The 25,368-nt window shown below is 73.2% G+C and carries 19 protein-coding genes and 1 pseudogene; 15 read left to right on the forward strand and 5 right to left on the reverse strand.

Going from position 1 to position 25,368, the window contains the following annotated elements:
- Window positions 1-117 precede the first annotated feature (117 nt).
- The 7 genes from alr to tsaD all read left to right on the forward strand — a co-directional run bounded on the left by alr (window position 118) and on the right by tsaD (window position 6,783).
- On the forward strand, window positions 118-1,269 hold the full coding sequence (alr, locus tag GEV43_RS19125) for an alanine racemase (RefSeq protein ID WP_160821864.1): 1,152 nt from the start codon (window positions 118-120) through the stop codon (window positions 1,267-1,269).
- Complete coding sequence (locus GEV43_RS19130; RefSeq protein WP_160821865.1) at window positions 1,259-2,356, forward strand: alpha/beta fold hydrolase; 1,098 nt, start codon at window positions 1,259-1,261, stop codon at window positions 2,354-2,356. Before alr ends, GEV43_RS19130 begins: the two co-directional genes overlap by 11 nt.
- A gap of 65 nt (window positions 2,357-2,421) precedes the next feature.
- Window positions 2,422-2,853, forward strand: a complete 432-nt coding sequence (tsaE, locus tag GEV43_RS19135) for a tRNA (adenosine(37)-N6)-threonylcarbamoyltransferase complex ATPase subunit type 1 TsaE (RefSeq protein WP_160824624.1) — start codon at window positions 2,422-2,424, stop codon at window positions 2,851-2,853.
- Between the two features lie 131 nt (window positions 2,854-2,984).
- The gene (locus GEV43_RS19140) at window positions 2,985-4,157 is read left to right on the forward strand and encodes a hypothetical protein (RefSeq protein WP_160821866.1); all 1,173 of its coding nucleotides are present in this window, start codon (window positions 2,985-2,987) and stop codon (window positions 4,155-4,157) included.
- Window positions 4,158-4,571: 414 nt separating this feature from the next.
- The gene (gene tsaB, locus GEV43_RS19145; RefSeq protein ID WP_160821867.1) at window positions 4,572-5,258 is read left to right on the forward strand and encodes a tRNA (adenosine(37)-N6)-threonylcarbamoyltransferase complex dimerization subunit type 1 TsaB; all 687 of its coding nucleotides are present in this window, start codon (window positions 4,572-4,574) and stop codon (window positions 5,256-5,258) included.
- Window positions 5,255-5,749 (forward strand): ribosomal protein S18-alanine N-acetyltransferase, encoded by a 495-nt coding sequence (gene rimI, locus GEV43_RS19150; RefSeq protein ID WP_160821868.1) that lies wholly within the window; start codon window positions 5,255-5,257, stop codon window positions 5,747-5,749. Before tsaB ends, rimI begins: the two co-directional genes overlap by 4 nt.
- Window positions 5,746-6,783 carry a tRNA (adenosine(37)-N6)-threonylcarbamoyltransferase complex transferase subunit TsaD gene (gene tsaD / locus GEV43_RS19155; protein ID WP_160821869.1) on the forward strand — a complete coding sequence of 346 codons (1,038 nt, stop codon included), beginning with the start codon at window positions 5,746-5,748 and terminating at the stop codon, window positions 6,781-6,783. The genes rimI and tsaD overlap by 4 nt, the downstream gene beginning before the upstream one ends.
- Before the next feature lie 78 nt (window positions 6,784-6,861).
- On the opposite strand, the gene GEV43_RS19160 is transcribed toward tsaD, so the two are convergent.
- The 3 genes from GEV43_RS19160 to GEV43_RS19170 form a co-directional block, all read right to left on the reverse strand.
- Window positions 6,862-7,743 carry an aminoglycoside phosphotransferase family protein gene (locus GEV43_RS19160; RefSeq protein ID WP_309239712.1) on the reverse strand — a complete coding sequence of 294 codons (882 nt, stop codon included), beginning with the start codon at window positions 7,741-7,743 and terminating at the stop codon, window positions 6,862-6,864.
- A 1,067-nt stretch (window positions 7,744-8,810) separates the two neighbouring features.
- Window positions 8,811-10,460 (reverse strand): hypothetical protein, encoded by a 1,650-nt coding sequence (locus GEV43_RS19165; RefSeq protein WP_160821871.1) that lies wholly within the window; start codon window positions 10,458-10,460, stop codon window positions 8,811-8,813.
- Between the two features lie 882 nt (window positions 10,461-11,342).
- On the reverse strand, window positions 11,343-12,566 hold the full coding sequence (locus GEV43_RS19170; protein WP_160821872.1) for an SAM-dependent methyltransferase: 1,224 nt from the start codon (window positions 12,564-12,566) through the stop codon (window positions 11,343-11,345).
- 262 nt (window positions 12,567-12,828) lie between these two features.
- On the opposite strand from GEV43_RS19170, the gene groES reads away from it, so the two are divergent.
- The 4 genes from groES (at window position 12,829) to GEV43_RS19190 (ending at window position 17,210) form a co-directional block, all read left to right on the forward strand.
- Entirely contained in the window at window positions 12,829-13,140 is a 312-nt protein-coding gene (groES, locus tag GEV43_RS19175) for a co-chaperone GroES (protein ID WP_309240020.1), read from the forward strand.
- An 83-nt stretch (window positions 13,141-13,223) separates the two neighbouring features.
- Complete coding sequence (groL, locus tag GEV43_RS19180) at window positions 13,224-14,852, forward strand: chaperonin GroEL (RefSeq protein WP_160821874.1); 1,629 nt, start codon at window positions 13,224-13,226, stop codon at window positions 14,850-14,852.
- Between the two features lie 847 nt (window positions 14,853-15,699).
- Window positions 15,700-16,392: a sigma-70 family RNA polymerase sigma factor gene (locus GEV43_RS19185; RefSeq protein WP_375539050.1), complete on the forward strand. Its 693-nt coding sequence runs from the start codon at window positions 15,700-15,702 to the stop codon at window positions 16,390-16,392.
- A 146-nt stretch (window positions 16,393-16,538) separates the two neighbouring features.
- A complete protein-coding gene (locus GEV43_RS19190; protein WP_160821875.1) occupies window positions 16,539-17,210 on the forward strand; it encodes a hypothetical protein in 672 nt (223 codons plus the stop codon).
- A 26-nt stretch (window positions 17,211-17,236) separates the two neighbouring features.
- On the opposite strand, the gene GEV43_RS19195 is transcribed toward GEV43_RS19190, so the two are convergent.
- Window positions 17,237-17,626, reverse strand: coding sequence for a DUF5319 domain-containing protein (locus GEV43_RS19195; RefSeq protein ID WP_160821876.1), 390 nt, complete (start codon window positions 17,624-17,626; stop codon window positions 17,237-17,239).
- A gap of 241 nt (window positions 17,627-17,867) precedes the next feature.
- Here GEV43_RS19195 and guaB point away from each other — a divergent pair.
- The 4 genes and pseudogenes from guaB (at window position 17,868) to GEV43_RS19215 (ending at window position 24,380) form a co-directional block, all read left to right on the forward strand.
- Window positions 17,868-19,363 (forward strand): annotated as a pseudogene (gene guaB / locus GEV43_RS19200) (IMP dehydrogenase).
- A 439-nt stretch (window positions 19,364-19,802) separates the two neighbouring features.
- Window positions 19,803-20,912 (forward strand): GuaB3 family IMP dehydrogenase-related protein, encoded by a 1,110-nt coding sequence (locus GEV43_RS19205; RefSeq protein ID WP_160824626.1) that lies wholly within the window; start codon window positions 19,803-19,805, stop codon window positions 20,910-20,912.
- A 175-nt stretch (window positions 20,913-21,087) separates the two neighbouring features.
- Window positions 21,088-22,827, forward strand: a complete 1,740-nt coding sequence (locus tag GEV43_RS19210; RefSeq protein ID WP_160821877.1) for a glycerol-3-phosphate dehydrogenase/oxidase — start codon at window positions 21,088-21,090, stop codon at window positions 22,825-22,827.
- A 206-nt stretch (window positions 22,828-23,033) separates the two neighbouring features.
- Window positions 23,034-24,380, forward strand: coding sequence for a phospholipase D-like domain-containing protein (locus GEV43_RS19215; RefSeq protein ID WP_160821878.1), 1,347 nt, complete (start codon window positions 23,034-23,036; stop codon window positions 24,378-24,380).
- A 62-nt stretch (window positions 24,381-24,442) separates the two neighbouring features.
- Here GEV43_RS19215 and GEV43_RS19220 read toward each other — a convergent pair whose 3' ends face one another.
- A complete protein-coding gene (locus tag GEV43_RS19220; protein ID WP_160821879.1) occupies window positions 24,443-25,228 on the reverse strand; it encodes a TetR/AcrR family transcriptional regulator in 786 nt (261 codons plus the stop codon).
- Window positions 25,229-25,368: the final 140 nt, after the last annotated feature.

Here is a 25,368-nt window from a genome sequence, read left to right on the forward strand (position 1 = left end):
CATACCGGACATCGGGCGCGGAAAGGCGCCCACGGGGACGGCGCGGGAGCGCTTCGAGGCCGTGAGCTGGTCCGGGATGCTCCGGCCATGGCCGCGGGGACGGCACACTGGGTGACCATGAGAGGTACGTTTCCGGCGCGGGCGCGCGTCGATCTGGACGCCATCGGCCACAACACCCGCCTGCTGCGAGACAGAGCGGGCGGCGCCGAGGTCATGGCCATGGTGAAGGCCGACGCGTACGGGCACGGCCTGGTCGACGCCTCGCGGGCCGCGCTCGCGGGCGGCGCGACCTGGCTCGGCGTCGCCAAGCTGGACGAGGCGTTCCGGCTGCGCGCGGCCGGCGTCGGGGCGCGGGTGCTGGTGTGCCTCGGCGTGCCGGGCGAGCCGTACGACAAGGCCGTCGCGCTGGACGTCGACCTCGCCGCGGGCGCGCCGTGGCTGGTCGAGGAGATCGCCGAGGCGGCGGAACGGGCCGGGCGCCCCGCCCGGATCCACCTCAAGGCCGACACCGGCATGTCCCGGGGCGGCGCGAGCCCGCGCGACTGGCCGCTGCTGGTGGACGCGGCCCTGAAGGCGGAGGCGGCGGGCCTGGTCCGGACGGTCGGGCTGATGTCGCACTTCGCGTGCGCCGACGAGCTCGGCCACCCCTCCGTCGCCGCCCAGCTCCGGGCGTTCACCGAGATGGTCGGGCACGCCGAGCAGGCGGGCGTGCGGCCCGAGGTGCGGCACCTCGCCAACTCGCCCGCCGCGCTCGCCCTGCCCGAGGCCAGGTTCGACCTGGTCAGGCCGGGCATCGCCACGTACGGCCTGACGCCGATCCCGGAGGCCGGGACGTTCGGGCTGCGGCCCGCGATGACGCTGCTGGCCGACGCCGCGCTGGTCAAGCGGGTCCCGGCGGGCAGCGGCGTGTCGTACGGGCACACCTACTTCACCGAGCGGGAGACCACGCTGGCCGTCGTGCCCGCCGGGTACGGGGACGGGGTGCCCCGGCACGGCTCCAACCTGCTGGAGGTGTTCGCGGCCGGCCGGAGGCGCCGGATCGCCGGGCGCGTCTGCATGGACCAGTTCGTCATCGACGTCGGCGACGACCGCATCGCGGCGGGCGACGAGGTCGTCCTGTTCGGGCCGGGCGACCGGGGGGAGCCGACCGCGCAGGAGTGGGCCGACGCGCTCGGGACGATCTCGTACGAGATCGTGACCCGGATCGGTTCCCGGGTGCCCCGCGAGTACGTGGGGCACGGCGCTTCAGGGGGCGCGGATGGTCAGTAGGAACAAGCGGCGGATCGGCATCGCCGGCGCCGTGGCGGGCGTCGGCGCCGCGGGCGTCGGCGCGGCCGTCGGGCTGCGGCGGCTCGCGGTCGGGCGGGTGCGGCTGCGGCAGGACCCCGACGCGGACGAGCCGTTCGGCGAGCTGCGGGGCACGCCGATGACCGTCCTCGCGGACGACGGCCTCCCGCTGCACGTGGAGGTGGACGGCCCCGACCCGTCCGACGGCGCCGTCCCGCTGACGATCGTGTTCTCGCACGGCTACACCCTCAACCAGGACTCCTGGCACTACCAGCGCCGCGACCTGCGGGGCCAGGGACCGGACGGGCCGCGGCTGGTGTTCTGGGACCAGCGCAGCCACGGCCGTTCGGGCCGCGGCAGGCCGGACCACGCGACCGTCCGGCAGACCGGCGAGGACCTGTACGCGGTGCTGCGCGCCACGGTCCCGCCCGGCTCGCCCGTCGTGCTGGCCGGGCACTCGATGGGCGGCATGACGATCATGGCGCTGGCGGAGCGGCACCCCGAGCTGTTCGGCGACCAGGTGGTGGCGGTCGCGCTGGTCAACACCTCCTGCGGCGACCTGGCGGAGATGACCCTCGGGCTGCCGATGGCGCTCGCCAAGCTCGTCCGGCCGCTCGCGCCCGGCGCGCTGCGCGGTCTCGGCCGCCGCGCCGACCTGGTCGACCGGGCCCGCGGCCTCGGCGCGGACGTGGCGTTCATGGTCACCAAGCGGATGGCGTTCGCCGACAAGCACGTCAGCCCGACCGTCGTGGCGTTCCTGGAGGAGATGATCAGGTCCACCCCGATCGACGTGATCGCGGAGTTCTACCCGGCGCTGATCGCGCACGACGGGCTGGACGGCCTGGAGGCCCTCGGCCGCGTCCCGGTGCTGGTCGCCGCGGGCGGCCAGGACCGGCTGACGCCCGCCGCGCACGGCCGCCGCATCGCCGAGGCGCTCCCGGACGCCGAGTTCGTCGAGGTGGACGGCGCCGGGCACGTGCTGCCGCTGGAGTACCCCGGCGTGGTCACCGGCGGGCTGCGCCGGCTGATCGACCGCGTCCGGCCCGAACGACAGGAGCGTTCCGCGTGACCGACCACGCCACCCCCGCCCCCCGCACCGCCCCGCGCGTCCTCGCCGTCCCCGCCGCCGAGGACATGCGGGCCCTCGGCGTCCGCCTGGCCGGGCTGCTGGGGCCCGGCGACCTGCTCGTGCTCACCGGCGACCTCGGCGCGGGCAAGACCACGCTCACGCAGGGCATCGGCGAGGGCCTGAAGGTCCGCGGCCCGATCACCTCCCCCACGTTCGTCATCGCGCGGGTGCACCCCTCGCTGCGCGGCGGCCCGTCGCTGGTCCACGTGGACGCCTACCGGCTGGGCGGATTCGCCGAACTCGACGACCTCGATCTGGACGCCTCGGTGGAGGATTCGGTGACGATCGTGGAATGGGGCGAGGGCCTCGCCGAGGGCCTCGCGGACGACCGCCTGGAAGTGATCATTTCCCGCGGCGACGGCGACTCCGAGGAGCGCGCGGTAAAGATCATCGGGGTCGGCGCACGCTGGGCCGACCTGGACCGCGAGCTGCGATGATCAGGAAAATCCGGCGAATGTTTCTGTAAGTGGGGCCGGACCACTTTGGTGCCGGATGTCGTACCCTTTGCCCGAACGAACCTCACCTTTCGCTAAAGATCAAGACTTCCTACTGGCAGGAGTGGGATCCGGTGAGTGGTAGCCATCGCGGCGGGAGTCACCGCGCCGAAAGCTATCGCGGTTCGGGCGGCGGCACCGAGGAGACGGGCGGCACCCCCTACCAGGCGGACGGCGCGCCCGGAAGCACGCCCGGCGACGAGTACGGCAGCGCCCCGTACAGCACGGGCCCGTACGGCAGCGGCTCGTACGGCACGGGCGCGTACAGCCCAAGCAGCGGCGGCTACAACACGCCCAGCGGCGCGTACCCCACCCCCAGCGGCACGAGCGGCGGATACCCCTCTCCCAGCGAGACCAGCGGCGCGTACTCGACTCCCGGTGACCCGTACGGCTTGGGGAGTGGCTCGTACGGGACCGGTTCGTACGAGAGCGGCGACTACGCCCTGCGCAGCGGCTCGTACGAGGGCGGGGGCGGAAGCGGAAGTGGTGGCGCGGGCGGGTCGCGGCGGTCGGCGGGTAGCGGCGGCTACCGGTCCGGGAGCGGCAGCCATCGGATCGTTCGGGAGCGCAGGAAGGGCCGCCGCTGGGCGGTCGCGGTCGGGGGCGTGGTCGCCGGGGTCGGGGCGTGCGTGCTGGCCGCGTTCGCGATCATGAGCGGGGTCGGCGCGAGCGGCGGGCGCGGGTCCGGGCAGGTGGTCGGCGGCGCGGCGGAGAGCTCGCCGATGTCCAAGGCCGAACGGTCCATGGTGCCGGACGCCTGCGAGGTGGCCGACAAGCTCGCCGCCAAGCTCGCCCCGGGCGCCGAACGCAACGTGGGCGACAACTACCAGGGCAACGACCGGCAGAGCCAGTGCGTGTGGGGCGCCTACAGCAGCGACCGCAGGCGGCAGCTCACCGTCGAGCTGCGCGCCGTCGCGGGCGCGGCCCAGCAGAGCCCGACGGACGCCGCGCGGCGCTCGTTCGAGAACGAACGGCGCGACGACGAGTCGGGCAAGGCGCTGCTGTCCGGGCAGGAGCTGACCGACAAGACCCGCCTCACCGACCTCGGCGACGAGGGCTACGCCGTCTACAGCGTCGACAAGGGCCAGGGGTCGGGGGAGGCGGTCGCCAACGTCCGCGTCGTCAACGTCCTGGTGACCGTCCACTACTCCGGCGCCAACGACAGCGACCCGCTCAGCGCGAACGAGGCGACCGACGGCGCCGTCGAGGCCGCGCGCGGCGTCGTGAAGGCCCTCGACGCGAACTGACCGCGCCCCCGCGCCGCCCCCGCCCGCCACCTAGCCGCCGCCGGGCCCGCCCCCCGGCAACCGCCAAGCCGCCCCCGGGCAACCGCCGGGCCGCCGCCGGGCAACCGCCAAGCCGCCCCCGGGCCGCCCCTGGGCCGCCGCCGGGCTGCCCCCAAGCCGCCGCCGGGCAACCGCCAAGCCGCCGCCGGGCAACCGCCAAGCCGCCGCCGGGCTGCCCCCAAGCCGCCGCCGGGCCGCCGCCCAACCGCTGCCGGGCCGCCGCCTCGCCACCGCCGGGCCGCCGCCCGGCCGCCCCTGGGCCGCCCCCGGGCCGCCCCTGGGCTGCCGCCGGCCTGCCCCAAGCCGCCCCCCGGCCGCCCCCGGCCGCCGCCGACCCGGCGGTAGCATCGCGCTTCTGCACTACGCTTTCAATCCGTGCTGGTCTTGGCTTTCGACACCGCTACCGCCGCGATCACCGTGGCGCTGTACGAGTGGATCCCGGGTGAGGGCGTCCGCCGCCGGGGCGCGGCGGAGGCCGTCGACCGGCGCAGGCACACCGAGCTGCTCACCCCGTCCGTCGTGGGCGTCCTCGCCGACGCCGGGGCCGCGCCGGACGACCTGAGCGCCATCGCCGTGGGCGTCGGCCCCGGGCCCTACACCGGGCTGCGGGTGGGCCTGGTCACCGCGCGCGCGATGGGCGAGGCCCTGCGGATCCCCGTGCACGGCGTGTGCACCCTCGACGTGATCGCCTGGGCGTCCGGGCGCGACGAGCCGTTCGCCGTGGCGACCGACGCGCGCCGCCGGGAGGTCTACTGGGCCCGGTACGACTCGGCCGGCGTCCGCGCGACCGAGCCCGCCGTGGGCCCGCCCTCGGACGTGCTGAAGGGCGCGGACGGCGCGCCGCCGCCGCCGGTGATCGGCGAGGGCGCGGCCCTCTACGCCGACGTCCTCGGCGACGGCGACCCGGCGCCGCTGCTGCCGTCCGCCGCGGCGCTCGCCGAGCTGGCGATCGCCCGGCTGTCCGGGCGGCCGGGGCCCGAGCTGCTGCCGCCCGAGCCGCTCTACCTGCGGCGGCCGGACGCCAAGGAGCCCGGCCCCCGCAAGAAGGTGACCCCCCGATGAGCGACGTCGCGCTGCGCACGATGACGTCCGACGACCTGTCCGCCGTGCACGCGCTGGAGGAACTGCTGTTCCCCGACGACGCGTGGACGCGGGAGATGCTGCGCGGCGAGCTGGCCGACCAGCCGCGCACCCGCCACTACGTGGTCGCCGAGGAGTCCGGCGGCGAACTCGTCGGCTATGCGGGCCTCGCGGCGGCGGGCGGGCAGGCCGACGTGCAGACGATCGGCGTCCGCGCCGACCGGCGCGGGTCGGGCATCGGGGCGGCGCTGCTGACCGCGCTGCTGGACGAGGCGGCGCGGCGCGGCTGCGAGGCGGTGTTCCTTGAGGTCCGCGCCGACAACGCCTCCGCGCAACGGCTGTACGAGCGGTTCGGGTTCGAGCGGGTCGGGCTCCGCAGGGGCTACTACCAGCCGTCGGGCGTGGACGCGATCGTGATGTGCCTGAAACCGCGCCGCCGCGCGCCGGTCGGCTTCACCCGGGAGGACGGATGATCAAGGACTCCGAGCCGCTGGTGCTGGGCATCGAGACGTCCTGCGACGAGACCGGCGTCGGCGTCGTCCGCGGGCACACGCTGCTCGCCGACGCGATCGCCTCCAGCGTGGAGCAGCACGCCCGGTTCGGCGGCGTGGTGCCGGAGGTCGCGTCCCGCGCGCACCTGGAGGCGATGGCGCCGACGGTCGAGCGGGCCCTCGCCGACGCGGGCGTGGCGTTCGCCGACGTCGACGCGTTCGCGGTGACGGCCGGTCCGGGCCTGCCGGGCGCGCTGATGGTCGGGGTCGCGGCGGCCAAGGCGTACGCGCTGTCGCTCGGCAAGCCGCTGTACGGCGTCAACCACCTCGCCGCGCACGTCTGCGTCGACCAGCTCGAACACGGGCCGCTCCCGAAGCCGTGCGTGGCGCTGCTGGTGTCGGGCGGGCACTCCTCGCTGCTGCTGGTGCCGGACGTGGCGTCCGACGTGCGGTCGCTCGGCTCGACCGTGGACGACGCGGCGGGCGAGGCGTTCGACAAGGTCGCGCGGGTGCTGGACCTCGGCTTCCCCGGCGGCCCGGTCATCGACCGGCGGGCGCGGGAGGGCGACCCCGCGGCGATCGCGTTCCCGCGCGGCAAGTACAACGACGGCACCTACGACTTCTCGTTCTCCGGCCTGAAGACCGCCGTGGCGCGGTGGGTGGAGGCGAAGGAGCGGGCCGGCGAACCGGTGCCCGTCGCCGACGTCGCCGCCTCGTTCCAGGAGGCGGTGGTGGACGTGCTGACGCGCAAGGCGCTGAAGGTCTGCCGCGACAACGGCGTGCACGACCTGCTGATCGGCGGCGGCGTCGCGGCCAACTCGCGGCTGCGCGCCCTCGCCCAGGAACGCTGCGACGCCGCCGGGGTCAGGCTGAGGGTCCCGCGCCCGAAGCTGTGCACCGACAACGGCGCGATGGTCGCCGCCCTCGGCTCCGAACTGGTCGCGAACGGCCACGCGCCGTCCGCCCTCGACCTCCCGGCCGACTCCAGCCTCCCCATCGACGCCGTGACCCTCTGACCCGCCCGAGCCCGCGGCCCCGCACCGGAGCCCGCGGCCCCGGCCCGTCCGGGGCCCCCGCTCGTGCGGTGCGGCGGGTCAGCGGAGGTCGGCGAGGAGGGCGGCCAGGTAGTCCTCATGGCGCGGGACGTCGGCCTCGTCGATGACGCGGTCGTCGTCCTCGGGCAGCAGGTCGAGCAGGCTGCGGACGTCCCAGTACGGGTCGTGCTCGTAGCCGCCGGACACCTGGTCGAACGAGGCGAGGAACCGGTCGGCCGCCGCGGGCCCGTACCGCAGCGCCAGGCCGCGCCGCATGTGCGCGATGTCGACCGCGACGGGCCCGGACGAGGCGTCCGACCAGTCGACCACCCCGGTCAGCTTGCCGTACGACCACAGCGTGTTGTCGGGGTGGTAGTCGCGGTGCACGAACCGCGCGGGCGCCTGCGGGGCGGGCGCGGAGGCGATGTCGAACGCCCGCTCCCACAGCCCGGGACGCAGCGCGTGCTTCGGCGGCACCCGCACGTCGAGCCGGTTGTACGGCAGGTACGGCGGCATCGTGGCCGCGCCGTTCAGCGCGTGCACCGACAGCAGCGCGGCGGCGAGCTGGATCAGGTACTCGGGCAGGTCGTCCGGCGCGGGCCGCGGCGGATGCCCCGGCAGCCGGGTGATGAGCAGCGCGGGGGCGTCGCAGTAGGCCCCGGCGGGGTCGGCGGCGACGAGCGACGGCGTCGGGAGCGTGCAGCCGGCGAGCAGGGCCAGCGCGGCGATCTCCCGTTCGGGCGAGAACTCGACGTCGCCGAAGGAGTGCCGGCCGCCCGAGCCCGGCCGGTCGCCGTCGCGGGCCGTCCAGCGGCGCAGGACGAGCCGGTGCGGGCTTCCCGAACGGCTCTCCACGAGCAGCGCGTGGTTGGCGTGGGCGGCGCCCCCGGCGAGCGGGCGGACCATCCGGACCTCCGCGCCCCGGCCGAGACACTCCTGCACCCACCGCAGTGTCGCGCGGCTGGGCGGGGCGCTCGTCGGGAGGCAGGCTGCCGGAGTCTGAGTCACGAGATCCATGAAAACGGATTCCGAAGGGTGTTGGGAGTGATTTGGCGAAGACGGAACGTAACAAAGTGCACGTCATCGACGTGCCTTTGGCCACCGACTTCGGTCGTCCAGTCGGATTGGCGGACAAACCACCGCGAGTTCCGGCCGGGTCCGGCCACGCGTGCGGTGGCCGTTCCGGACCCGGCGACGGACGGTCGGACGGGCTGCGGCGAGCGGTCCGCCCGGCGCGGCGAGCGGTCCCCGCCCGACCCGCGCCGGCCCGCCCGCCCGCGCCGCGACGGGCACGGCGAAAGCGGTGGAGACGGGCCGAAGCGAAGGCAACGGGTCGGACTGAAGGGATACGGGCGCAAGAGGGGACAAGGTTCACGTTCACGATCGCGTTCGTGGCCTCAGGCGGTATGCCGATGGACCGATGGACTGCTGGACCAGAGCCCGAGCGTCGCGAACGGCGGCGGGTGGGCAATGGTCACGGATGGCTGGGGTGAGCGAGGTTGCGGACGGCTGGGGTGAGCGAGGTTGCGGATGGCTGGGGTGAGCAAGGGATGCGGACGGCTCGGGTGAGCGGTCGTTGCGGTCGTTGGGTGAGCGGTGGTTGTGGGGCGTTCGAGTGGGCGAAGGGTGCGGACGGCCGGGTGAGCGGTGGTTGCGGGGCGTTCAGGTGCGCGAAGGGTGCGGACGGGTCGGGACAGCGAAGGTTGCGGGTCGTTCGGGTGGCGCGGGCTTCCTGCGGCGGAGGCTTCCTGCGGGTGGACGCTTCCGGCGGGTGCGGGCTTGCCGTGGACGGGGGCGTCCGGCGGGCGGAGGCTTCCGGCATGTGGAGGCGCTTGGTGCAGGCTGCTGTAGGTGCAGGCTGGTGCTGGTGGAGGCTTCCGGTGGTGTGACCGGGGTGCGCGGGGCGGGGCTGAGCGGGTGCCTGGCGCGGCCGGGGGTGCGGTCGGGTGGGACGCTCCCCATGGGAGAGCCGGAAGCGTCCCGTCAGCGGGAGCGCCCCACCGGACCGTTCAGTCCTTCCCTTCGCGCCGCGGGCGCAGGAGCGCCTCGGCGAGTGCGAGCATCGTCTCCTCCAGCGTGGACAGGCGCTTGAGGACGTCCTCGTGCACGGCGGTCACCTGCTTGGTGACGTCGTCGTGCACCGTGTCGACCTTGCGGCCGACCTCGTCCTGCACGCCGGTGAACCGCTTGCCGACCTCGGCCTGGACGGCCTCGGCGCGCTTGCTGACCTCGTCCTGGACGAGGTCGACGCGCCTGGCGAACTCGGTCTGGACGCCGTCGACCTGGCGCGCCACGTCGTCGTGGATGCCGCCGACCTGCTTGGCGACGGTCTCGTGGATGCCGCCCACCTGCTTGGCGACGTCGTCGTGGATGCCGTCGATGCGCTTGCCGACGTCCTCCTGCACACCGGTGACCTGCCGTGAGACCTCGTAGTGCACCGACTCGACCTGCTTGGTCACGTCCGTGTGCACCGACTCCACCCGCCGCGACACGATGTCGACCTGCGCGGTGAACTCCTCCAGCGCGCCGTCGATCTTGCTGGTGACCTCCTCGTGGATGCCCTCGATGCGCTTGCGGACGTCGTCGTGCACGTCCTCGAACCGGCGGGAGAACTCGTCCATGCGCTTGGCCACGTCGCTGTAGGCCGTCTCCGCGATCTGCGACATGGTCGCCTTGACCTCGTCGCGGTCGGGCCGGGCGCGCAGCTCCTCGATCAGCGGGTCGACGGCGTCGGCGAGGTGCTTCTCCAGCGCGTCGAAGCGGTCGCTGTGGTCGATCAGCGGGCGCTGTGCCAGCTCGCCGATCTTGCGGTGCAGCTCGCCGATCTCCAGCGCCGCCGGGAGCCGTCCGATCCGCTCGTTGACCCCGTCGATGCGGTCGTCGACGCCCTCGAACCGGCCGTCGAGCCCGTCCAGCTTGCCCGACAGCCCTTCCAGCCGGCCGTCGAGCCCGTCGAGCCGCCCGTCCAGGCCGTCCAGCCTGCCGCCGACGCCCTCGACGCGGCCGTTGACCGCGTCCAGCCCCTGCTCGACCCGTTCGGCCATCTCGCCGAGGGACTGGTCGACCCGCGTCGTCACGCCGTTGATGGCGTGCTCCAGCCGCTCGGACCGGTGGCCCAGCTCGGCGAGCGACTTGTCGAGCCGGTTGAAGCGGACCGAGGCCGACTCCATGCTGCCCTGGAGCTTGTCCAGCCGCTTGGACATCTCCTCCATGCGCTGCGTCGCCTGGCGCGTCGCGTCGGTGATGTGCTGCGCGGAGTCGATCACGGCCTGGATGCGGGTGAGGCCCTCGTCGACGTTCTCGGCGACGACGCCGACGTCGGCCCACAGCGCGGGCAGCTCGGCGACGGGCTTGACCCGCTCGCCGACGGCCTCGATGTGCTCGGCCAGCCCCTCGGCCCATTCGGGAGGCTTGCTGGACAGGTCGTCCACCTGGCCGCGCACGCTGTCGAGCTGCCCGGTCAGCCCGTTGAGCTCGCGCTCCCGGACCTCCCGCAGCAGCCACTCCATGCCTTCCAGCCGCTGGCGTATCTCGTCGAGGACCTGACCCTGTGAGCGCTGTTCATAGACGTGGTCCTGCGCCGCACGGGCGAGCAACTCCCGCATCCGGTCCGAGACCGGTTGACCCCCCGTCTGCAGGAAGTTGTGATTCGTTTCCACCCGATGCTCCTTCGTGTGCCGACGCGACGAAATACGCGCGGCAATGAATCTTGTGAACGGCTCACTGTAGTGCGTTCAGAGCATCGCTATAAGAGGGAGCAGGGAACATTGCGAGTTCTGTGGAATGCGCCTGTTATCCCAGTGGAGTGGAACGCGACCGATCTACCGGCGTAGGGGGATTTCCCGGTTTCGATGGCGATCCGAGCGAATGCGGGGGCTGAGTCCGGCATGCGCCCGGCGGTGGCGGCGCCCGCGCGGGCGCGCGATCGCCCGCACGGATGGGCACATGTCCGCCGACATCGGCACGTGGTGATCGTCCATCGCGGACGTATCGCCGCGCGCCGTTCCGCCGCGCGGACGATCTCCGATTCCGGCGCCGGCCATTCCGGTTCCGCATTCGGGCAGTGCGAGGTCAGCGACTCCTCCGCGTAAGGTCATGGCCGCCGAACTTTCCTTGGTCTTTCCCGGGACGGTGATCGTCCGGCGCCGTTTCGGCTCTCGCCTATCGACCTTGCCGCCACCCTGAATCCTTAGTGAACGCAATGCCGGAAAGCGCTCATGATTTGCACGGGCGTGGCGCGTTCCCCGTGCTCGCTTGGGGTTGTCGGGCCCGGCGGAGATCTTTGGGATCGATTGGCGGACGCGCGCCGCGCCGGGCGGGTCAACCCCGCCGAACGCGCCGATCGGACCGTGGCGGGCCGGCCGGACTCGGCGGACCGGCCGCGCGCGGCGGGACGGTAGGACCGGGCGGGCCGGGCGCGCGCGGCGGGACGGCAGGACCGGGCGGGCCGGCCGCGCGCGGCGGGACGGCCGGACCGGGCGGGCCAGGCGCGCGCGGCGGGACGGCCGGACCGGGCGGGCCAGGCGCGCGCGGCGGGACGGTCAGGCGGCGGCGCCCGTGCCGGGGACGGGGCGGGTCAGGAGGGCCACCGGGGCCTCGCCCACGCGGGTCAGGACGAGGGTGACCGCGGTCCCGCCCTTCGGGCGCCGGCCGCCGAAGCCGAGGTCGCGGCGGAGCCGGTCGACGTCCACCGCCGAGCCGCGCTTCTTGATCGTCAGCACCCCGGCCTCGCGGCGGCGCAGCTCGGCCCGCAGGCGCTTCACCGAGAACGGCATCACGTCGTCGATCTCGTAGGCCGAGGCGAACGGCGTCGGCCGCAGCGCGTCGGACGTCACGTACGCGATGTGCCGGTCCGCGAGCCCGCCCCCGACGAGCGCGGCGACCTCGGCGACGAGTCCCGCCCGGATCACCGCGCCGTCCGGCTCGTACAGGTAGCGGCCCCACCCCCGGACCTCCGGGCCGCCGAGCCCCTCGTCGGGGACGAGCGTGTGAACGTTCGGGGAGATCAGGGTCGCGCGGCGGCGAACGTCGCCCGCCAGGCCGCCGAGCCACAGCGCGGCCTCCTTCACCTCGCCGCCGACCGAGATCCACTCGGCCTCCGCGCCGTCCGGCACCGCATCGTGCGGGATGCCGGGCGCGACCTTCACGCACCCGGACGGCACGCGTCCGGCCAGGCCGAGCACGGTGTCCAGCGGCGGCTCGTACGACCGGGGATCGAAGACGCGGCCCCGCGCCGTACGGCGGCCAGGGTCGGCGAACACCGCCGCGTAGCCCGACGGGTCCTCCTCCCTGGCGTCGCCTTCCCTGACGGTGACGATGCCGTCCAGCCCGAACGACACGACATTGGCCCGCGCGACCTCGGCCGTCAGGGGGTCCAGCTCGACGCCCTCGCCGCCGATGCCCGCGCGCGCTCGCGCGAGGAGGTCCGCGCCGATCCCGCACCCGAGGTCGAGGACCCGTTCACCCGGCCGCAGGCAGGAGGCGAAGCGGCGGGCGCGGTGCTCGGCCACGCAGGCGCGCGTGGACTGCTCCAGACCGGCCTGGGTGAAGTACATCCGGGACGCGTCGGCGCCGAACTTGGCCACCGCCCGCCCCCTCAGCCGGACCTGCGTCAGGGCGGCGGCGACGAGGTCGGCCGGATGCCCGCGGCGGAGCCGGGAGGCGGTGCCGATCAGCCCGTCCTCGCTCACGTCCGCCGCTCCGGCCTCCGCGAGAAGAGCCTGGCCGGACGGGGTGAGCAGGCCGCGGAACGCCTCGATGTCCATAGGCTGGACCGTAGCGCCGCGCGAGCGCGCCCCGGACGGTCGCCCGTCCGCGCGAACGGGCCGTCCGCTCGCCCGTGTCCGTGTTGACGGGCCACCGGGCACGGAATAGTCTCACGACTGGCACTCTCCGAGGGAGAGTGCCAACACAGCGACAAGGTCGGTCTGGCACCCGCGACGACAGGCCGGTCCAGGGTCGCCTCTCTGTCACATGTGCCGGTCGGCCCGCCGAGGCCGGCCGAGGATCAATCGAAGGGGAGGTCAGATCGTGACGACCGCCACCAAGGTTGTTCTCAAGCCGCTTGAGGACCGCATCGTCGTCCAGCCGCTTGAGGCCGAGACCACCACCGCGTCGGGCCTGGTGATTCCCGACACCGCCAAGGAGAAGCCCCAGGAGGGCACCGTCCTGGCCGTCGGACCGGGCCGCGTCGACGACAAGGGCGACCGCGTCCCCGTCGACGTCAAGGTCGGCGAGGTCGTGCTCTACAGCAAGTACGGCGGCACCGAGGTCAAGTACAACGGCGAGGAGTACCTCGTCCTCTCGGCCCGCGACGTGCTCGCGGTCATCGAGAAGTAATCACCGAGACGTGATGCACCGCCCCGGTCCGGCCCGCTTCGTGGGGCGGCCGGGGCGGATCGCGTGACAAAGGAGTTCATCTCATGGCGAAGATCCTGGAGTTCGACGAGGACGCTCGCCGGGCTCTTGAGCGCGGCGTCAACGCTCTCGCTGACGCCGTCAAGGTGACGATCGGCCCGCGCGGCCGCAACGTCGTCATCGACAAGAAGTTCGGTGCGCCGACCATCACCAACGACGGCGTCACCATCGCCCGCGAGGTGGAGCTGGAGGACCCCTACGAGAACCTCGGGGCCCAGCTCGCCAAGGAGGTGGCGACCAAGACCAACGACATCGCCGGCGACGGCACCACCACCGCGACGGTGCTCGCCCAGGCGCTGGTGCGCGAGGGCATCCGCAACGTGGCCGCCGGGGCCTCCCCGCTGAGCCTCAAGCGGGGCATCGACGCCGCCGCCCAGTACGTCTCCGAGCAGCTCCTCAAGAGCGCCCGCGAGGTCCAGGACAAGGACGAGATCGCGCACGTCGCGACCATCTCCGCCCAGGACCCGCAGATCGGCGAGCTGATCGCCGAGGCGTTCGAGAAGGTCGGCAAGGACGGCGTCATCACCGTCGAGGAGGCCCACACGATGGGCCTCGAACTGGAGTTCACCGAGGGCCTCCAGTTCGACAAGGGCTACCTGTCGCCGCACATGGTCACCGACCCCGAGCGCATGGAGGCCGTCCTGGAGGACGCCTACGTGCTCATCGTGGACGGCAAGATCTCCAACGTGCAGGAGTTCCTGCCGCTGGCCGAGAAGGTCGCCCAGACCAAGAAGCCGCTGCTGGTCGTGGCCGAGGACGTCGAGGGCGAGGCCCTCGCGCTGCTGGTCGCCAACAAGATCCGCGGCACGTTCCTGTCGGTGGCCGTCAAGGCCCCCGGCTTCGGCGACCGCCGCAAGGCGATGCTCGGCGACATGGCCGTCCTCACCGGCGGCCAGGTCGTCAGCGAGGCCATCGGCCTCAAGCTCGACAGCATCGGCCTTGAGGACCTCGGCAAGGCCCGCCGCATCACGGTCACCAAGGACGCCACCACCATCGTCGACGGTGAGGGCTCGCAGGACGACATCTCCGGCCGGATCAACGAGATCAAGGTCGAGATCGACAACAGCGACTCCGACTGGGACCGCGAGAAGCTCCAGGAGCGCCTCGCCAAGCTGGCCGGCGGCGTGTGCGTGCTGCGCGTCGGCGCCGCCACCGAGGTGGAGCTCAAGGAGAAGAAGCACCGCCTGGAGGACGCGATCTCGTCCAGCCGCGCGGGCATCGAGGAGGGCATGGTCTCGGGCGGCGGCAGCGCGCTGGTGCACGTGGCCAAGCGCGGCTTCGACGCCCTCGGCCTGTCCGGCGACGAGGCCACCGGCGCCGAGGCGGTCCGCCGCGCGCTGGTCGAGCCGCTGCGCTGGATCGCCGAGAACGCCGGCCAGGAGGGCTACGTCGTGGTCTCCAAGGTCCAGGAGCTGGACGAGGGGCACGGCTACAACGCCGCCACCGCCGAGTACGGCGACCTCATCGCGCAGGGCGTCATCGACCCGGTCAAGGTCACCCGTTCGGCGGTCACCAACGCCGCCTCCATCGCGGGCATGCTGCTGACCACCGAGGCGCTCGTCGTCGAGAAGCCGGAGGAGCCCGAGGAGGGCGCCGCCGGAGGCCACGGCCACGGTCACGGCCACGGCCACTGACCGACGCGCCCGTCGCTGACGGACGGCCCGCCCGAGGGAGGCGTGCGGCTCGGCTCCCTCCCCACGGCCCGTCCAGCACCACCCCAAGGCCCCGCCCAAGGCGGGGGCCTTGTCACGTCCAGAGCCGAGACCCCTGCCGCCCCCGCGCCGAAAGCCTGCCGCGCCACAGGAGCGGCGGACCACCATGCCCGAGGCCCATCGGCTGTGCCCCGGGTGCGGGTCTGCCACACCCAACGGCAAGGACGCTGCGTCCCGGACCGGCTTGTCACGCCCTGACGGCGGAGTCCGCCGCGTCCAGCCAGGGGCGGAGATTGCTGTGCCCCGAGGTACGAACGCTGCGTCCCAGGGTGAGGACCTGTCGTGTTCTAGGGACGGGGGCCTGTCGCGTCCTGAGGCACGGAATTGGCCGCGCCCTGGAGGGCCGGGGCCTCCGTGCGTCCACAGGTGGAGTCTGCCGTGTCGACGAGCGGGAGCCTGCCGCGTCGTGAGGTCGGACGTCTGTTGTGCCCTAGGGGGTGGGGGTTGTCGTGTCCTGGGATGGGGGGCGGTCGGGGGCTCGGTGGGGGTGGGGTGGGACTTGACTGGAGGGGTTTACCGGGGTGGGGGCGGGAGGCGGGGTGGGGCGGTTGGCTTTCGGTGGGGGGTGTTCCGTTCGCCAAGGAGTTCCGGATTGTGGGGGCGAGTAGGGCGATGGGTCGTTTGTAGGTAGTTGCAGTGCAACTTGTGACATTCTCGGAACGCTCCGCGCCCGGCTGACCGCGTTGTGTCATATCAGGCGGCTCGTCCTCGCACTGTGACCATTCCGTTGTCGTGCACAGTGGAGACAGGCAGGGGCCCGCTGGGCATCATGCTCTACGTGACCGAGGGATGCTACGCCGGGACCATGACCGCGCGCGCAACCGAACCCTCGGGGGGGTCCGCCCCTCCACCACCCCACGACACCGGCCGCGGGGTGCGGGTGCTGCGCACGGCGAAAGCCGACGAAAGCGACCTCAAGGAACTGACGACACTCGCCGTCCAGGGTGATCCGGGCGCCATCGAGGTGCTCATCGCCGAGGTCCGTCCGATGGTCGTCCGGTACTGCCGGGCGCGGCTCGGCCGGATCTCCGGGCAGTACCACATCGCCGACGACGTGGCCCAGGAGGTCTGCATCGCGGTGCTGTCGGCGCTGCCCCGCTACCGCGACATGGGACGGCCGTTCGCGTCGTTCGTGTTCGGCATCGCGGCGCACAAGATCGCCGACGCGCTGCGCAGCGCGGTCCGCGCGGCCGTGCCCACCGAGGACCTTCCCGACGGCCCCGACGACCGGCCGGGGCCCGAGGAGACGGTGGTGCGCTACATCGAGGCGCAGCGCGCCCGCGACCTGCTGACGCGGTTGCCCGACCACCAGCGGGAGCTGGTGCTGCTGCGGGTGGTGGCGGGTCTGTCGGCGGAGGAGACCGGTAATGTACTGGGCATGTCCGCGGGGGCCGTACGGGTCGCGCAGCACCGGGCTCTGGCCCGGCTTCGGGCGATGGCCAGAGAGGAGTCGATCGCTTGACGGAGCGGAGCCGCGGCGCCCCGGATCCGGTCGGCCCTTCTCCGTACGCCGGCCCGCGGGACCTGGGTGCGGTGCGCCGCACGGACGCGATCTTCGATGCCCTGGCGGCACGGCGCGCTGCCAGCTCTGCACGCCGCTCCGGGGGCGTGCCTGACCCCGGCGACGACCCGGCCGTGCACCTGCTGCGCGCCCTGATCGACGATGTGGACGACACCGCCGCGGCCGAGCCCGCCGCCGCGGCGGAGGCCCCGACGGGCACGCCGTCCGGTCCCGGTTCGGGCCCGCGCCGCCGCGGCCCGCGCACGATCGTGGCGCTCGGCGTGGCGGGGGCCGTCCTCGCCAGCACGGGCGTCGCGGCGGCGGGCAGCGGGCTCACCGGCCATTCCGGGCAGTCCCCGAGCGCCGCGGGCGTACGGGAGGACGCGCGCCCGGCGGGCCCCGAGTCCACCGACTCCCGGCGCGAGAGCACCGCGCCCGCGCCGCAGCCCGTACAGCCGCCGCCTGCCAGGAGCCGTCCCGAGCCCAAGCCGTCCGTTCCGGCGGACGAGCCCCGGGCGAACGACCCGGCGCGCCAACGCACCGAGCGCATCGAACGGCTCAAGAACCGGCTGGAGAGCCTCCTGCCGCCCGAGTTCCCGTCGGAGCCGCGGCCCCGCAAGCGGGCGGGGAAGCCCGACCGCTCCGGTCCGGGCTACGGGCCCGAGCACGGCTTCTCGCCCCGTTCCGGCCCGCCCGAACGGGGCGACGACGACACCAAGCGCACGCTCGACGACATCCGCAGGCGGGCGCACAAGCACTTCAACGACCGGCACCGCTGAGCCGTCCGGCCGTCGAACGGCCCGGCTCACTCGGGTTCGCGGCCCTCTTCGCTGTCGATCACGCCGTCGACGTAGCCGCGGGCGTACTCCCAGCTCACGTAGTCGACGGGGTCGGGTGACAGGGCGGGCTCGTGCACGCGGGGCAGGCCCTGGTCGAGCAGGTGCCGCAGGTTGCCGTGCAGCAGCTCCCAGTCGATGTAGTGGAGCTTGCCGCAGTCGCCGCAGTCGACCGTCAGGCCGCGGACGCCGAGGGGTTCGAGCAGGGCCCGGAACACCTCCAGGTCGGCGAGGTCGGCCAGCACGTCCTCCCGCTCGGCCACGCTGAGCGGAGCCGTGTCGTCGTCCGGGTCGCCGAGCGACGCCGCCGGATCCTCCGGATCGCCGGCGAACGGGTCGAGCGGGGCATCGTCGTGCACACACCCCACGCTACTGCGAGGGCCCCCGTCCGGTGCACCCCCCGGTCTCCTCTGTGCGCGAACAATCACATTCCGTGCCCGGATCCGGGGAATTCGGCGGGATATGCACGCGTTGCCGATGTCACCAAGACCACCCCCAGGCCGCGGCGAAGGCGCCGCCCGTCCCGCAGCGGACGCCCTACCATGGGAGAGGCCGCCGTGACCTGGCCGGACGCCGCCACGACCCCTGGGAAGGCAATCGATGAACCCCGCAGCCGAGCCCGCAAAGTTCCTCCCCGAGGGCCTGACCTTCGATGATGTGCTGCTGCTGCCGGGCTACTCCGACCTCCAGCCGGGCGAGGCCGACACCTCGACGCGGCTGACCCGCCGCGTGTCGCTGCGGATGCCGCTGGTGTCGGCGGCCATGGACACCGTCACCGAGGCCCGTACGGCGGTCGCGATGGCGCGCCAGGGCGGGATCGGCGTGCTGCACCGCAACATGCCCCCGAGGAGCAGGCCGACCAGGCCGACCGGGTCAAGCGGTCCGAGGCCGGGATGGTCACCAACCCCGTGACCTGCATGCCGGACGCGACCCTCGCCGACGTCGAGGAGCTGTGCGCCCGCTACCGGATCTCCGGCGTCCCGGTCACCGACGTGCGCGGCGTGCTGGTCGGCATCGTCACCAACCGCGACATGCGGTTCGAGACCGACCCGTCCCGTACGGTGCGCGAGGTCATGACCCCGATGCCGCTGATCACCGCGCCGGTGGACGTCTCCAAGGACGACGCGTTCGCTCTGCTGGCGGGGCACAAGGTCGAGAAGCTGCCGCTGATCGACGGCGAGGGCCGGCTGCGCGGCCTGATCACGGTCAAGGACTTCACCAAGAGCGAGCAGTACCCCGACTCCACCAAGGACGCCGACGGGCGGCTGCTCGTCGCGGCGGCCGTCGGCGTCGGGGAGGACGGGATCCGCCGGGCCCAGGCCCTCGTCGAGGCGGGCACCGACGTGATCATCGTGGACACCGCGCACGGCCACTCCAAGGGCGTCGCCGACACCATCGCCAAGATCAAGGCGAACGCGCGGGTCGAGGTGGTCGGCGGCAACATCGCCACGTACGCGGGCGCGAAGGCGCTGATCGAGGCGGGCGCCGACGGCGTCAAGGTCGGCGTCGGACCGGGCTCGATCTGCACCACGCGGGTCGTCGCGGGCGTCGGCGTGCCGCAGATCACCGCGATCTTCGAGGCCACCCGGGCCGCCCGCGAGGCCGGGGTCCCGGTCATCGGCGACGGCGGGCTCCAGTACTCCGGCGACATCGCCAAGGCGATCGTCGCGGGCGCCGACACCGTCATGCTCGGCAGCCTGCTCGCCGGAGTGGAGGAGTCGCCCGGCGAGCTGATCTTCGTGCACGGCAAGCAGTACAAGTCGTACCGGGGGATGGGGTCGCTCGGCGCCATGCGCAACCGCGAGCGCGGCGGATCGTTCTCCAAGGACCGGTACGCGCAGGCCGACGTGTCCGCCGAGGAGAAGCTGATCCCCGAGGGCGTCGAGGGCCAGGTGCCCTACCGCGGCCCCCTCGCGAACGTCGCGCACCAGCTCGTCGGCGGGCTGCACCAGTCCATGTGGTACGCGGGCGCCCGTACGATCCCCGAGCTCCAGCAGCGCGGCCAGCTCATGCGCATCAGCGCCGCCGGACTCCGCGAGAGCCACCCGCACGACATCCAGATGACCGTCGAGGCCCCCAACTACCAGGGCCGCTGAGTTCATCGAAGTCCCGGCCCAGTCCTCTCGCCTAGCGGCTCGCTCCCTGACCGTGCCTTTGCGAGTGCTGCATCGCTTCGCGATCTGCCCGGGGAGGCTCGCCTTCGGCCTTGCCTCCCCGGCCAGTTAACGCACTCGCGCGGGGGTCGGGGTTGTTGCGGGGTGGATCCAACGCGTTGGCGTGGTGGTGCGGGTCGTTGCCGGGTAGGTCTGGACCGCGTTCGGTAGGGTCCGCCGCGCGCCGTGGTCCGAGGTCTGGGACGGCGGGACGCTGTGGAGGTGTGGGGACGGGTGGCCCGGAGGCGGGGGCCCTTAGACTCCCGATGCGGATATCAACCGTGTGATCACGGGAAGAATTGGACGAAAGTCATATTTTCTCCTGCGGCGGGGCGACCGCCGTTGCGGGGTGGGCGAGAGGACTGGGGCAGTGGCTGCTGAGGTGGAGATCGGCCGGGGCAAGAGCGGCCGCCGGGCGTACGCGTTCGACGACATCGGGATCGTGCCGTCGCGGCGTACGCGCGACCCGGAGGAGGTCAGCGTCGCCTGGCAGATCGACGCCTACCGGTTCGAGATGCCGCTGGTGGTCGCGCCGATGGACAGCGTGGTCAGCCCGGCGACCGCGATCGCGGTCGGGCGGCTCGGCGGGCTCGCGGTGCTCGACCTCGAAGGGCTGTGGACGCGGTACGAGAACCCCGAGCCGCTGCTGGCCGAGATCGCCTCGCTGGACGACGTGCGCGCCACCCAGCGGCTCCAGGAGATCTACGGCGAGCCGATCAAGGAGGAGCTGATCGGCCGCCGGATCGAGGAGATCCGGGAGGCGGGCGTGACGGTCGCGGCGCGGCTGTCGCCGCAGCGCACCGCGCAGTTCCACAAGGCCGTGATCGACGCCGGGGTGGACCTGTTCGTGATCCGCGGCACCACGGTCTCGGCCGAGCACGTGTCGGGACGGGCCGAGCCGCTCAACCTCAAGCAGTTCATCTACGACCTGGACGTGCCGGTGATCGTCGGCGGCTGCTCGACGTACACCGCGGCGCTGCACCTGATGCGCACCGGCGCGGCGGGGGTGCTGGTCGGGTTCGGCGGCGGGTCCGGGCACACCACGCGGACCGTCCTCGGCGTGGCGGTGCCGATGGCGACGGCGGTCGCCGACGTGGCCGCCGCGCGCCGCGACTACATGGACGAGTCCGGCGGACGGTACGTGCACGTGATCGCCGACGGCGGCATGGTCAACAGCGGCGACATCGCCAAGGCGTTCGCCTGCGGGTCGGACGCGGTGATGATCGGCTCGCCGTTCGCCCGTTCCACCGAGGCGCCGGGCCGCGGCTACCACTGGGGCAGCGAGGCGCACCACGGCGACGTGCCGCGCGGCGCCCGGCTCGACCTCGGCACGATCGGCACGATGGAGCAGATCCTGTTCGGCCCCTCCCACGTGGCGGACGGGTCGATGAACCTCATCGGCGCGCTGCGCCGGGCGATGGCGACCTCCGGCTACACCGAGCTGAAGGAGTTCCAGCGGGTGCAGGTCGTGGTGGCGCCGCAGGCCCGCTGAGCGCCGCGCGCCCGCGCGTGCCCCGGGACGGCCGCGCATTCCCGTTCGCGCCTGTGGGAAGAGCCACGCCCGTGGGCGGGGTGCCACGGGCGCGAATGGGTGATTCCGGTGTGGACCGGTCCTTACTGTTGGGTAGGTAGAGGTCGTCGACCCGAGAGCACAGGGGGGAAGCGCGATGACGGGATCACCGGTGACCGGCTTGGGGAGCTCGCGGCTCGGACCGGCCGAACGGACCGCCGCACTGGACCGGATGTCCCGCGAGGAGTTCGACGTCGTGGTGGTCGGCGCCGGGATCGTCGGCGCGGGCGCGGCCCTGGACGCCGCGACGCGCGGGCTGTCGGTGGCGGTGGTGGAGGCGCGCGACTTCGCCTCCGGGACGTCGTCGCGCTCGTCCAAGCTGATCCACGGCGGGCTGCGGTACCTGGAGCAGTACAACTTCGACCTCGTCCGGGAGGCGCTGACCGAGCGCGGGCTGCTGCTCCAGCGCATCGCCCCGCACCTGGTGCGCCCGGTGCCGTTCCTGCTGCCGACCACCCACCACGTGTGGGAGCGCGGCTACTTCGGCGCGGGCGTCGCGCTGTACGACGCGCTGGCATTCCAGATGGGCAGCACCCGAGGCGTCCCCCACCACCGGCACCTGTCGCGGCGCGGCGCGCTGCGGCTGGCGCCGTCGCTGAAGAAGGACGCGTTCACCGGCGCGATCCAGCTCTGGGACGCGCAGGTGGACGACGCCCGGTTCGTGATGATGGCGCTGCGCACGGCCGCCGAGTACGGCGCGCGCATCGCGTCCCGCACCCAGTGCGTGGGCTTCCTGCGCGAGGGCGAACGGGTCACGGGCCTGCGCATCCGCGACCTTGAGGGCAACACCACCAGCGAGGTCCGCGCCAAGCAGGTCGTGAACGCGACGGGCGTGTGGACCGACGACATCCAGGAGCTCGTCGGCGGGCGCGGCCAGATCCACGTCAAGGCGTCCAAGGGCATCCACCTGGTCGTCCCGAAGGACCGCATCCACTCGGCGACCGGCATCCTGCTGCGCACCGAGAAGTCGGTGCTGTTCGTCATCCCGTGGGGACGGCACTGGATCATCGGCACCACCGACACCGCCTGGGACCTCGACAAGGTGCACCCGGCGGCGTCGCGCGCCGACATCGACTACGTGCTGGAGCACGTCAACTCGGTGCTGAACACCCCGCTCACGCACGACGACGTCGAGGGCGTGTACGCGGGGCTCCGGCCGCTGCTGACGGGCGAGACCGAGGAGACGTCCAAGCTGTCGCGCGAGCACGTCGTGGCGCACCCGGTGCCGGGCCTGGTGCTCGTCGCGGGCGGGAAGTACACGACGTACCGGGTGATGGCCAAGGACGCCATCGACGCCGTCGCGCACGGCCTGGACGGCAAGGTCGCCGAGTCGTGCACCGACAGCCTCGCGCTCGTCGGCGGCGAGGGCTACCAGGCGATGTGGAACGCGCGGCACCGCCTCGCCGCGCGTTCGGGCCTGCACGTGGCCCGCATCGAGCACCTGCTGCGCCGGTACGGGACGCTGGTCGACGACCTGCTGAAGCTGATCGCCGACGACCCCGGGCTCGGCAGGCCGCTGACCGGCGCCGACGACTACCTGCGCGCCGAGATCGTGTACGCGGCGTCGCACGAGGGCGCCCGGCATTTGAACGACGTGCTGGCCCGGCGTACCCGCATCTCGATCGAGACGTGGGACCGGGGGATCGGCGTCGCGCAGGAGGCCGCGGACCTGCTCCAGCCGGTGCTCGGCTGGTCCAAGAAGCAGCGCGACCGCGAGATCGAGTACTACCGCAAGCGGATCGAGGCCGAGCGCGCCTCCCAGGCGCAGGACGGCGACCAGGAGGCCGACGCCCGCCGACGCGGCGCCCCCGACATCGTCCCGACCGCCACCCCGTGACGCCGGCCACGCCCCGAGCGCTGTTCGCGTCGTTCCCGCTCTGACCGCCGAAGGCCCGCCCCGTCCCCGCCGTCGTCAGGGGCGGGGACGGCACGGTGTCCGGATGTGGCAATTCGGGAGCTTTGAGGTGTAAGGCGCGAATACGTAAATAGGTGCTAATCTCCTGCCCTGCTCTGATCATGGGGGTCAGCGGGGCTGGAGGGCACATGCGGCGGATCGCGATCGCGTCCGGGGGAGTCGCCATCGCGGCGGCTCTGGTGGTCACGGACGTGGGAACGGCCTCGGCGGCCGTCCCGGCCACTCCGGCGGCGTCCCCGGCGAGGCCCGCGACGCCCGCCAAGGCCGCGAAGACCGCCAAGGGCGCCAAGGGCAAGGCCGCGAAGCGCAAGAAGTACTACGTGGCGCAGGGGCCGAGGTTCAACCTGCCGACCGGGAACGCGTACCAGCAGGGCGCGATCGACACCTACGTCAAGAAGCTGATCCGGCACGCGCCGGCGGGCTCCGAGATCGACGTGTCGCTGTTCCGGCTCCAGACCGACGGGATGGCCAGGGAACTCGTCCGCGCCCACAAGCGCAAGGCCAAGGTCCGGGTCGTCATCGACAGCGACTCGCTGAAGAAGCGGGGCCACGTCTACACGTACCTGCGCAAGAACCTCGGCTCCAGCACGAAGCGCCGCTCGTGGATCCTGACCTGCCCGAAGGGGCGCGGCTGCATCGCGCCCCACGTGAAGGGGCAGTGGAGCAAGAACCACAACAAGTTCTACGCGTTCTCCCGCACGTACGACTCGCGCAACGTGGTCGTGCAGACGTCCGGCAACGCGACCGGCGGGATGTACAACCAGTACAACGACGCGTACACGATGGTCGACGCGAAGCTCTACACCGCGTACCGCCGGTACTTCTACGACCTGGCCAAGCGCCGCCCGAACGGGAACTACTACCGCACCCGCTCCTCCGGGATGCGTTCGGTGTCGTACTTCCCGAAGGCGTCCGGCGACCCGATCGTGGACGCGCTGAAGAAGGTGAGCTGCAAGGGCGGCACGCGGCTGCGGCTGTCGAGCGGCATGTTCACCCGTACCAGCGTGTCCCGGCAGCTCTCCAAGCTGGACGACGCGGGCTGCGACGTGAAGGTCGTCAGCGGCAGCCTCGGCGAGTCGGCCGCGAAGGCCCTCGCCAAGCCCGGCCCGCACGGCGGCCCCGCCGTGCACGTGTTCACGCCGAAGCAGGCCAAGCAGGCGCACTCCAAGTACCTGCTGATCGACGGCGTGTACGCCGGGCACCGCCGCAAGATGGTGATGACGGGCAGCCACAGCTACACCACCGCCGCGCTGCGCCTCAACGACGAGTCGATGCTCACCATCCCGTACAGCGGCACCTACGGCGTCTACCTGCGCAACTTCAACCGGGTGTACGCGGCGGCGTACGGCAGGCTCTCGATCGCCCCGTGGAACCCGACCAAGACCGTTCCCGACAACGCCGTGGACCCGGAGAACGAGCCGGTCACCACCAAGGAACTGAACCTCCCCGAGACCGAGGCCCCGGCCACCCCCTGACCGCCGCCACGTCCCGCGGCCAGGGAGCGGGCCCTAGGGCCTGGGCCTGGGCAGGGGCCTGATCAACACGGTCGGGGCTTCAGTAGGCGCAGACCTGTCGAGTAGAGGGCGGCGGGGACGCGGTCGGGGTCCAGGTGGTGCTGGAGGGCCAGGCCGGTGTCCAGGGCCACGGCCAGGGTCGCGCGGTCGAGCGGTTCGACGCCGTCCGCCGTGTCGAGGGCGCGTGCCAGGCGGGTGCGGCGCTCGGCGTACCAGTCGGCGATGCGCGCGCCCACGGCGGGCTCGCGCATGCCGTACAGCCAGAACTCCACCATCAGCATGCCGTGCAGCCGCGCTCCTTCGCCCGCGTCGCGCCGGGCGTACGCCTGGGCGGCGCGTTCGTAGCGTTCGTCCAGGGTGCCCTCGCCGTGCAGCTCGTCGCAGATCTCGCCGCCCGCGTGGTCGCGGGTGTGGCGGTCCAGCAGGGCGAGGAGCAGGTCGGTCTTGCCCGCGAAGTTGGAGTAGACCGCTCCCTTGGTCATGCCCGCCGCCGCGGCGACGTCGTCGAGCGAGGCGCCGTGGATGCCGCGCTCGGCCCAGAGCCGCTGCGCGGCGCCGAGCAGCGCGTCCCGGGTGCGCGCGCGGCGCTCCCGCCGCACACGCGCCTGCGCCTCCGCCCGCGCCGCCGCCTCCGCGCGTTCCGCCGCCTCCCGCGCCTGCGCCTCCGCCTGTGCCGCGGCCTCCGTGCGCGCAGCCTCGGCCCGCGCCGCGGCCTCCGTGCGTTCCTGGTCTTCGGCTGCTTCGAGGGGGTCCTCTGGTCCGCTGCCGCCGGTTCCCTCGGGCCGTTGGCCGTCGTGGGCGTCGATCATGTGGTGTTCCCTTCCTCCGCACGCGGGCGCGGGCCGTCCGCGGGCCCGGCGCGCGCGGCAGCGAACGGCCGGGAGCGGGCGGCCGAACGCCGCTTCTCCTCCTTGTTACGGAATACACCGCCAGTGCATGGTCAATCACC

It is taken from the genome of Actinomadura sp. J1-007, assembly GCF_009793335.1.
GTDB lineage: Bacteria > Actinomycetota > Actinomycetes > Streptosporangiales > Streptosporangiaceae > Spirillospora > Spirillospora yumaensis.

Coding starts and splice junctions, on each gene's coding strand:
- alr (WP_160821864.1), top strand. CDS start 118: ATGAGAGGTACGTTTCCGGCGCGGGCGCGCGTCGATCTGGACGCCATC.
- GEV43_RS19130 (WP_160821865.1), top strand. CDS start 1,259: ATGGTCAGTAGGAACAAGCGGCGGATCGGCATCGCCGGCGCCGTGGCG.
- tsaE (WP_160824624.1), top strand. CDS start 2,422: ATGCGGGCCCTCGGCGTCCGCCTGGCCGGGCTGCTGGGGCCCGGCGAC.
- rimI (WP_160821868.1), top strand. CDS start 5,255: ATGAGCGACGTCGCGCTGCGCACGATGACGTCCGACGACCTGTCCGCC.
- tsaD (WP_160821869.1), top strand. CDS start 5,746: ATGATCAAGGACTCCGAGCCGCTGGTGCTGGGCATCGAGACGTCCTGC.
- GEV43_RS19170 (WP_160821872.1), bottom strand. CDS start 12,566: ATGGACATCGAGGCGTTCCGCGGCCTGCTCACCCCGTCCGGCCAGGCT.
- groL (WP_160821874.1), top strand. CDS start 13,224: ATGGCGAAGATCCTGGAGTTCGACGAGGACGCTCGCCGGGCTCTTGAG.
- GEV43_RS19185 (WP_375539050.1), top strand. CDS start 15,700: ATGCTCTACGTGACCGAGGGATGCTACGCCGGGACCATGACCGCGCGC.
- GEV43_RS19210 (WP_160821877.1), top strand. CDS start 21,088: ATGACGGGATCACCGGTGACCGGCTTGGGGAGCTCGCGGCTCGGACCG.
- GEV43_RS19215 (WP_160821878.1), top strand. CDS start 23,034: ATGCGGCGGATCGCGATCGCGTCCGGGGGAGTCGCCATCGCGGCGGCT.
- GEV43_RS19220 (WP_160821879.1), bottom strand. CDS start 25,228: ATGATCGACGCCCACGACGGCCAACGGCCCGAGGGAACCGGCGGCAGC.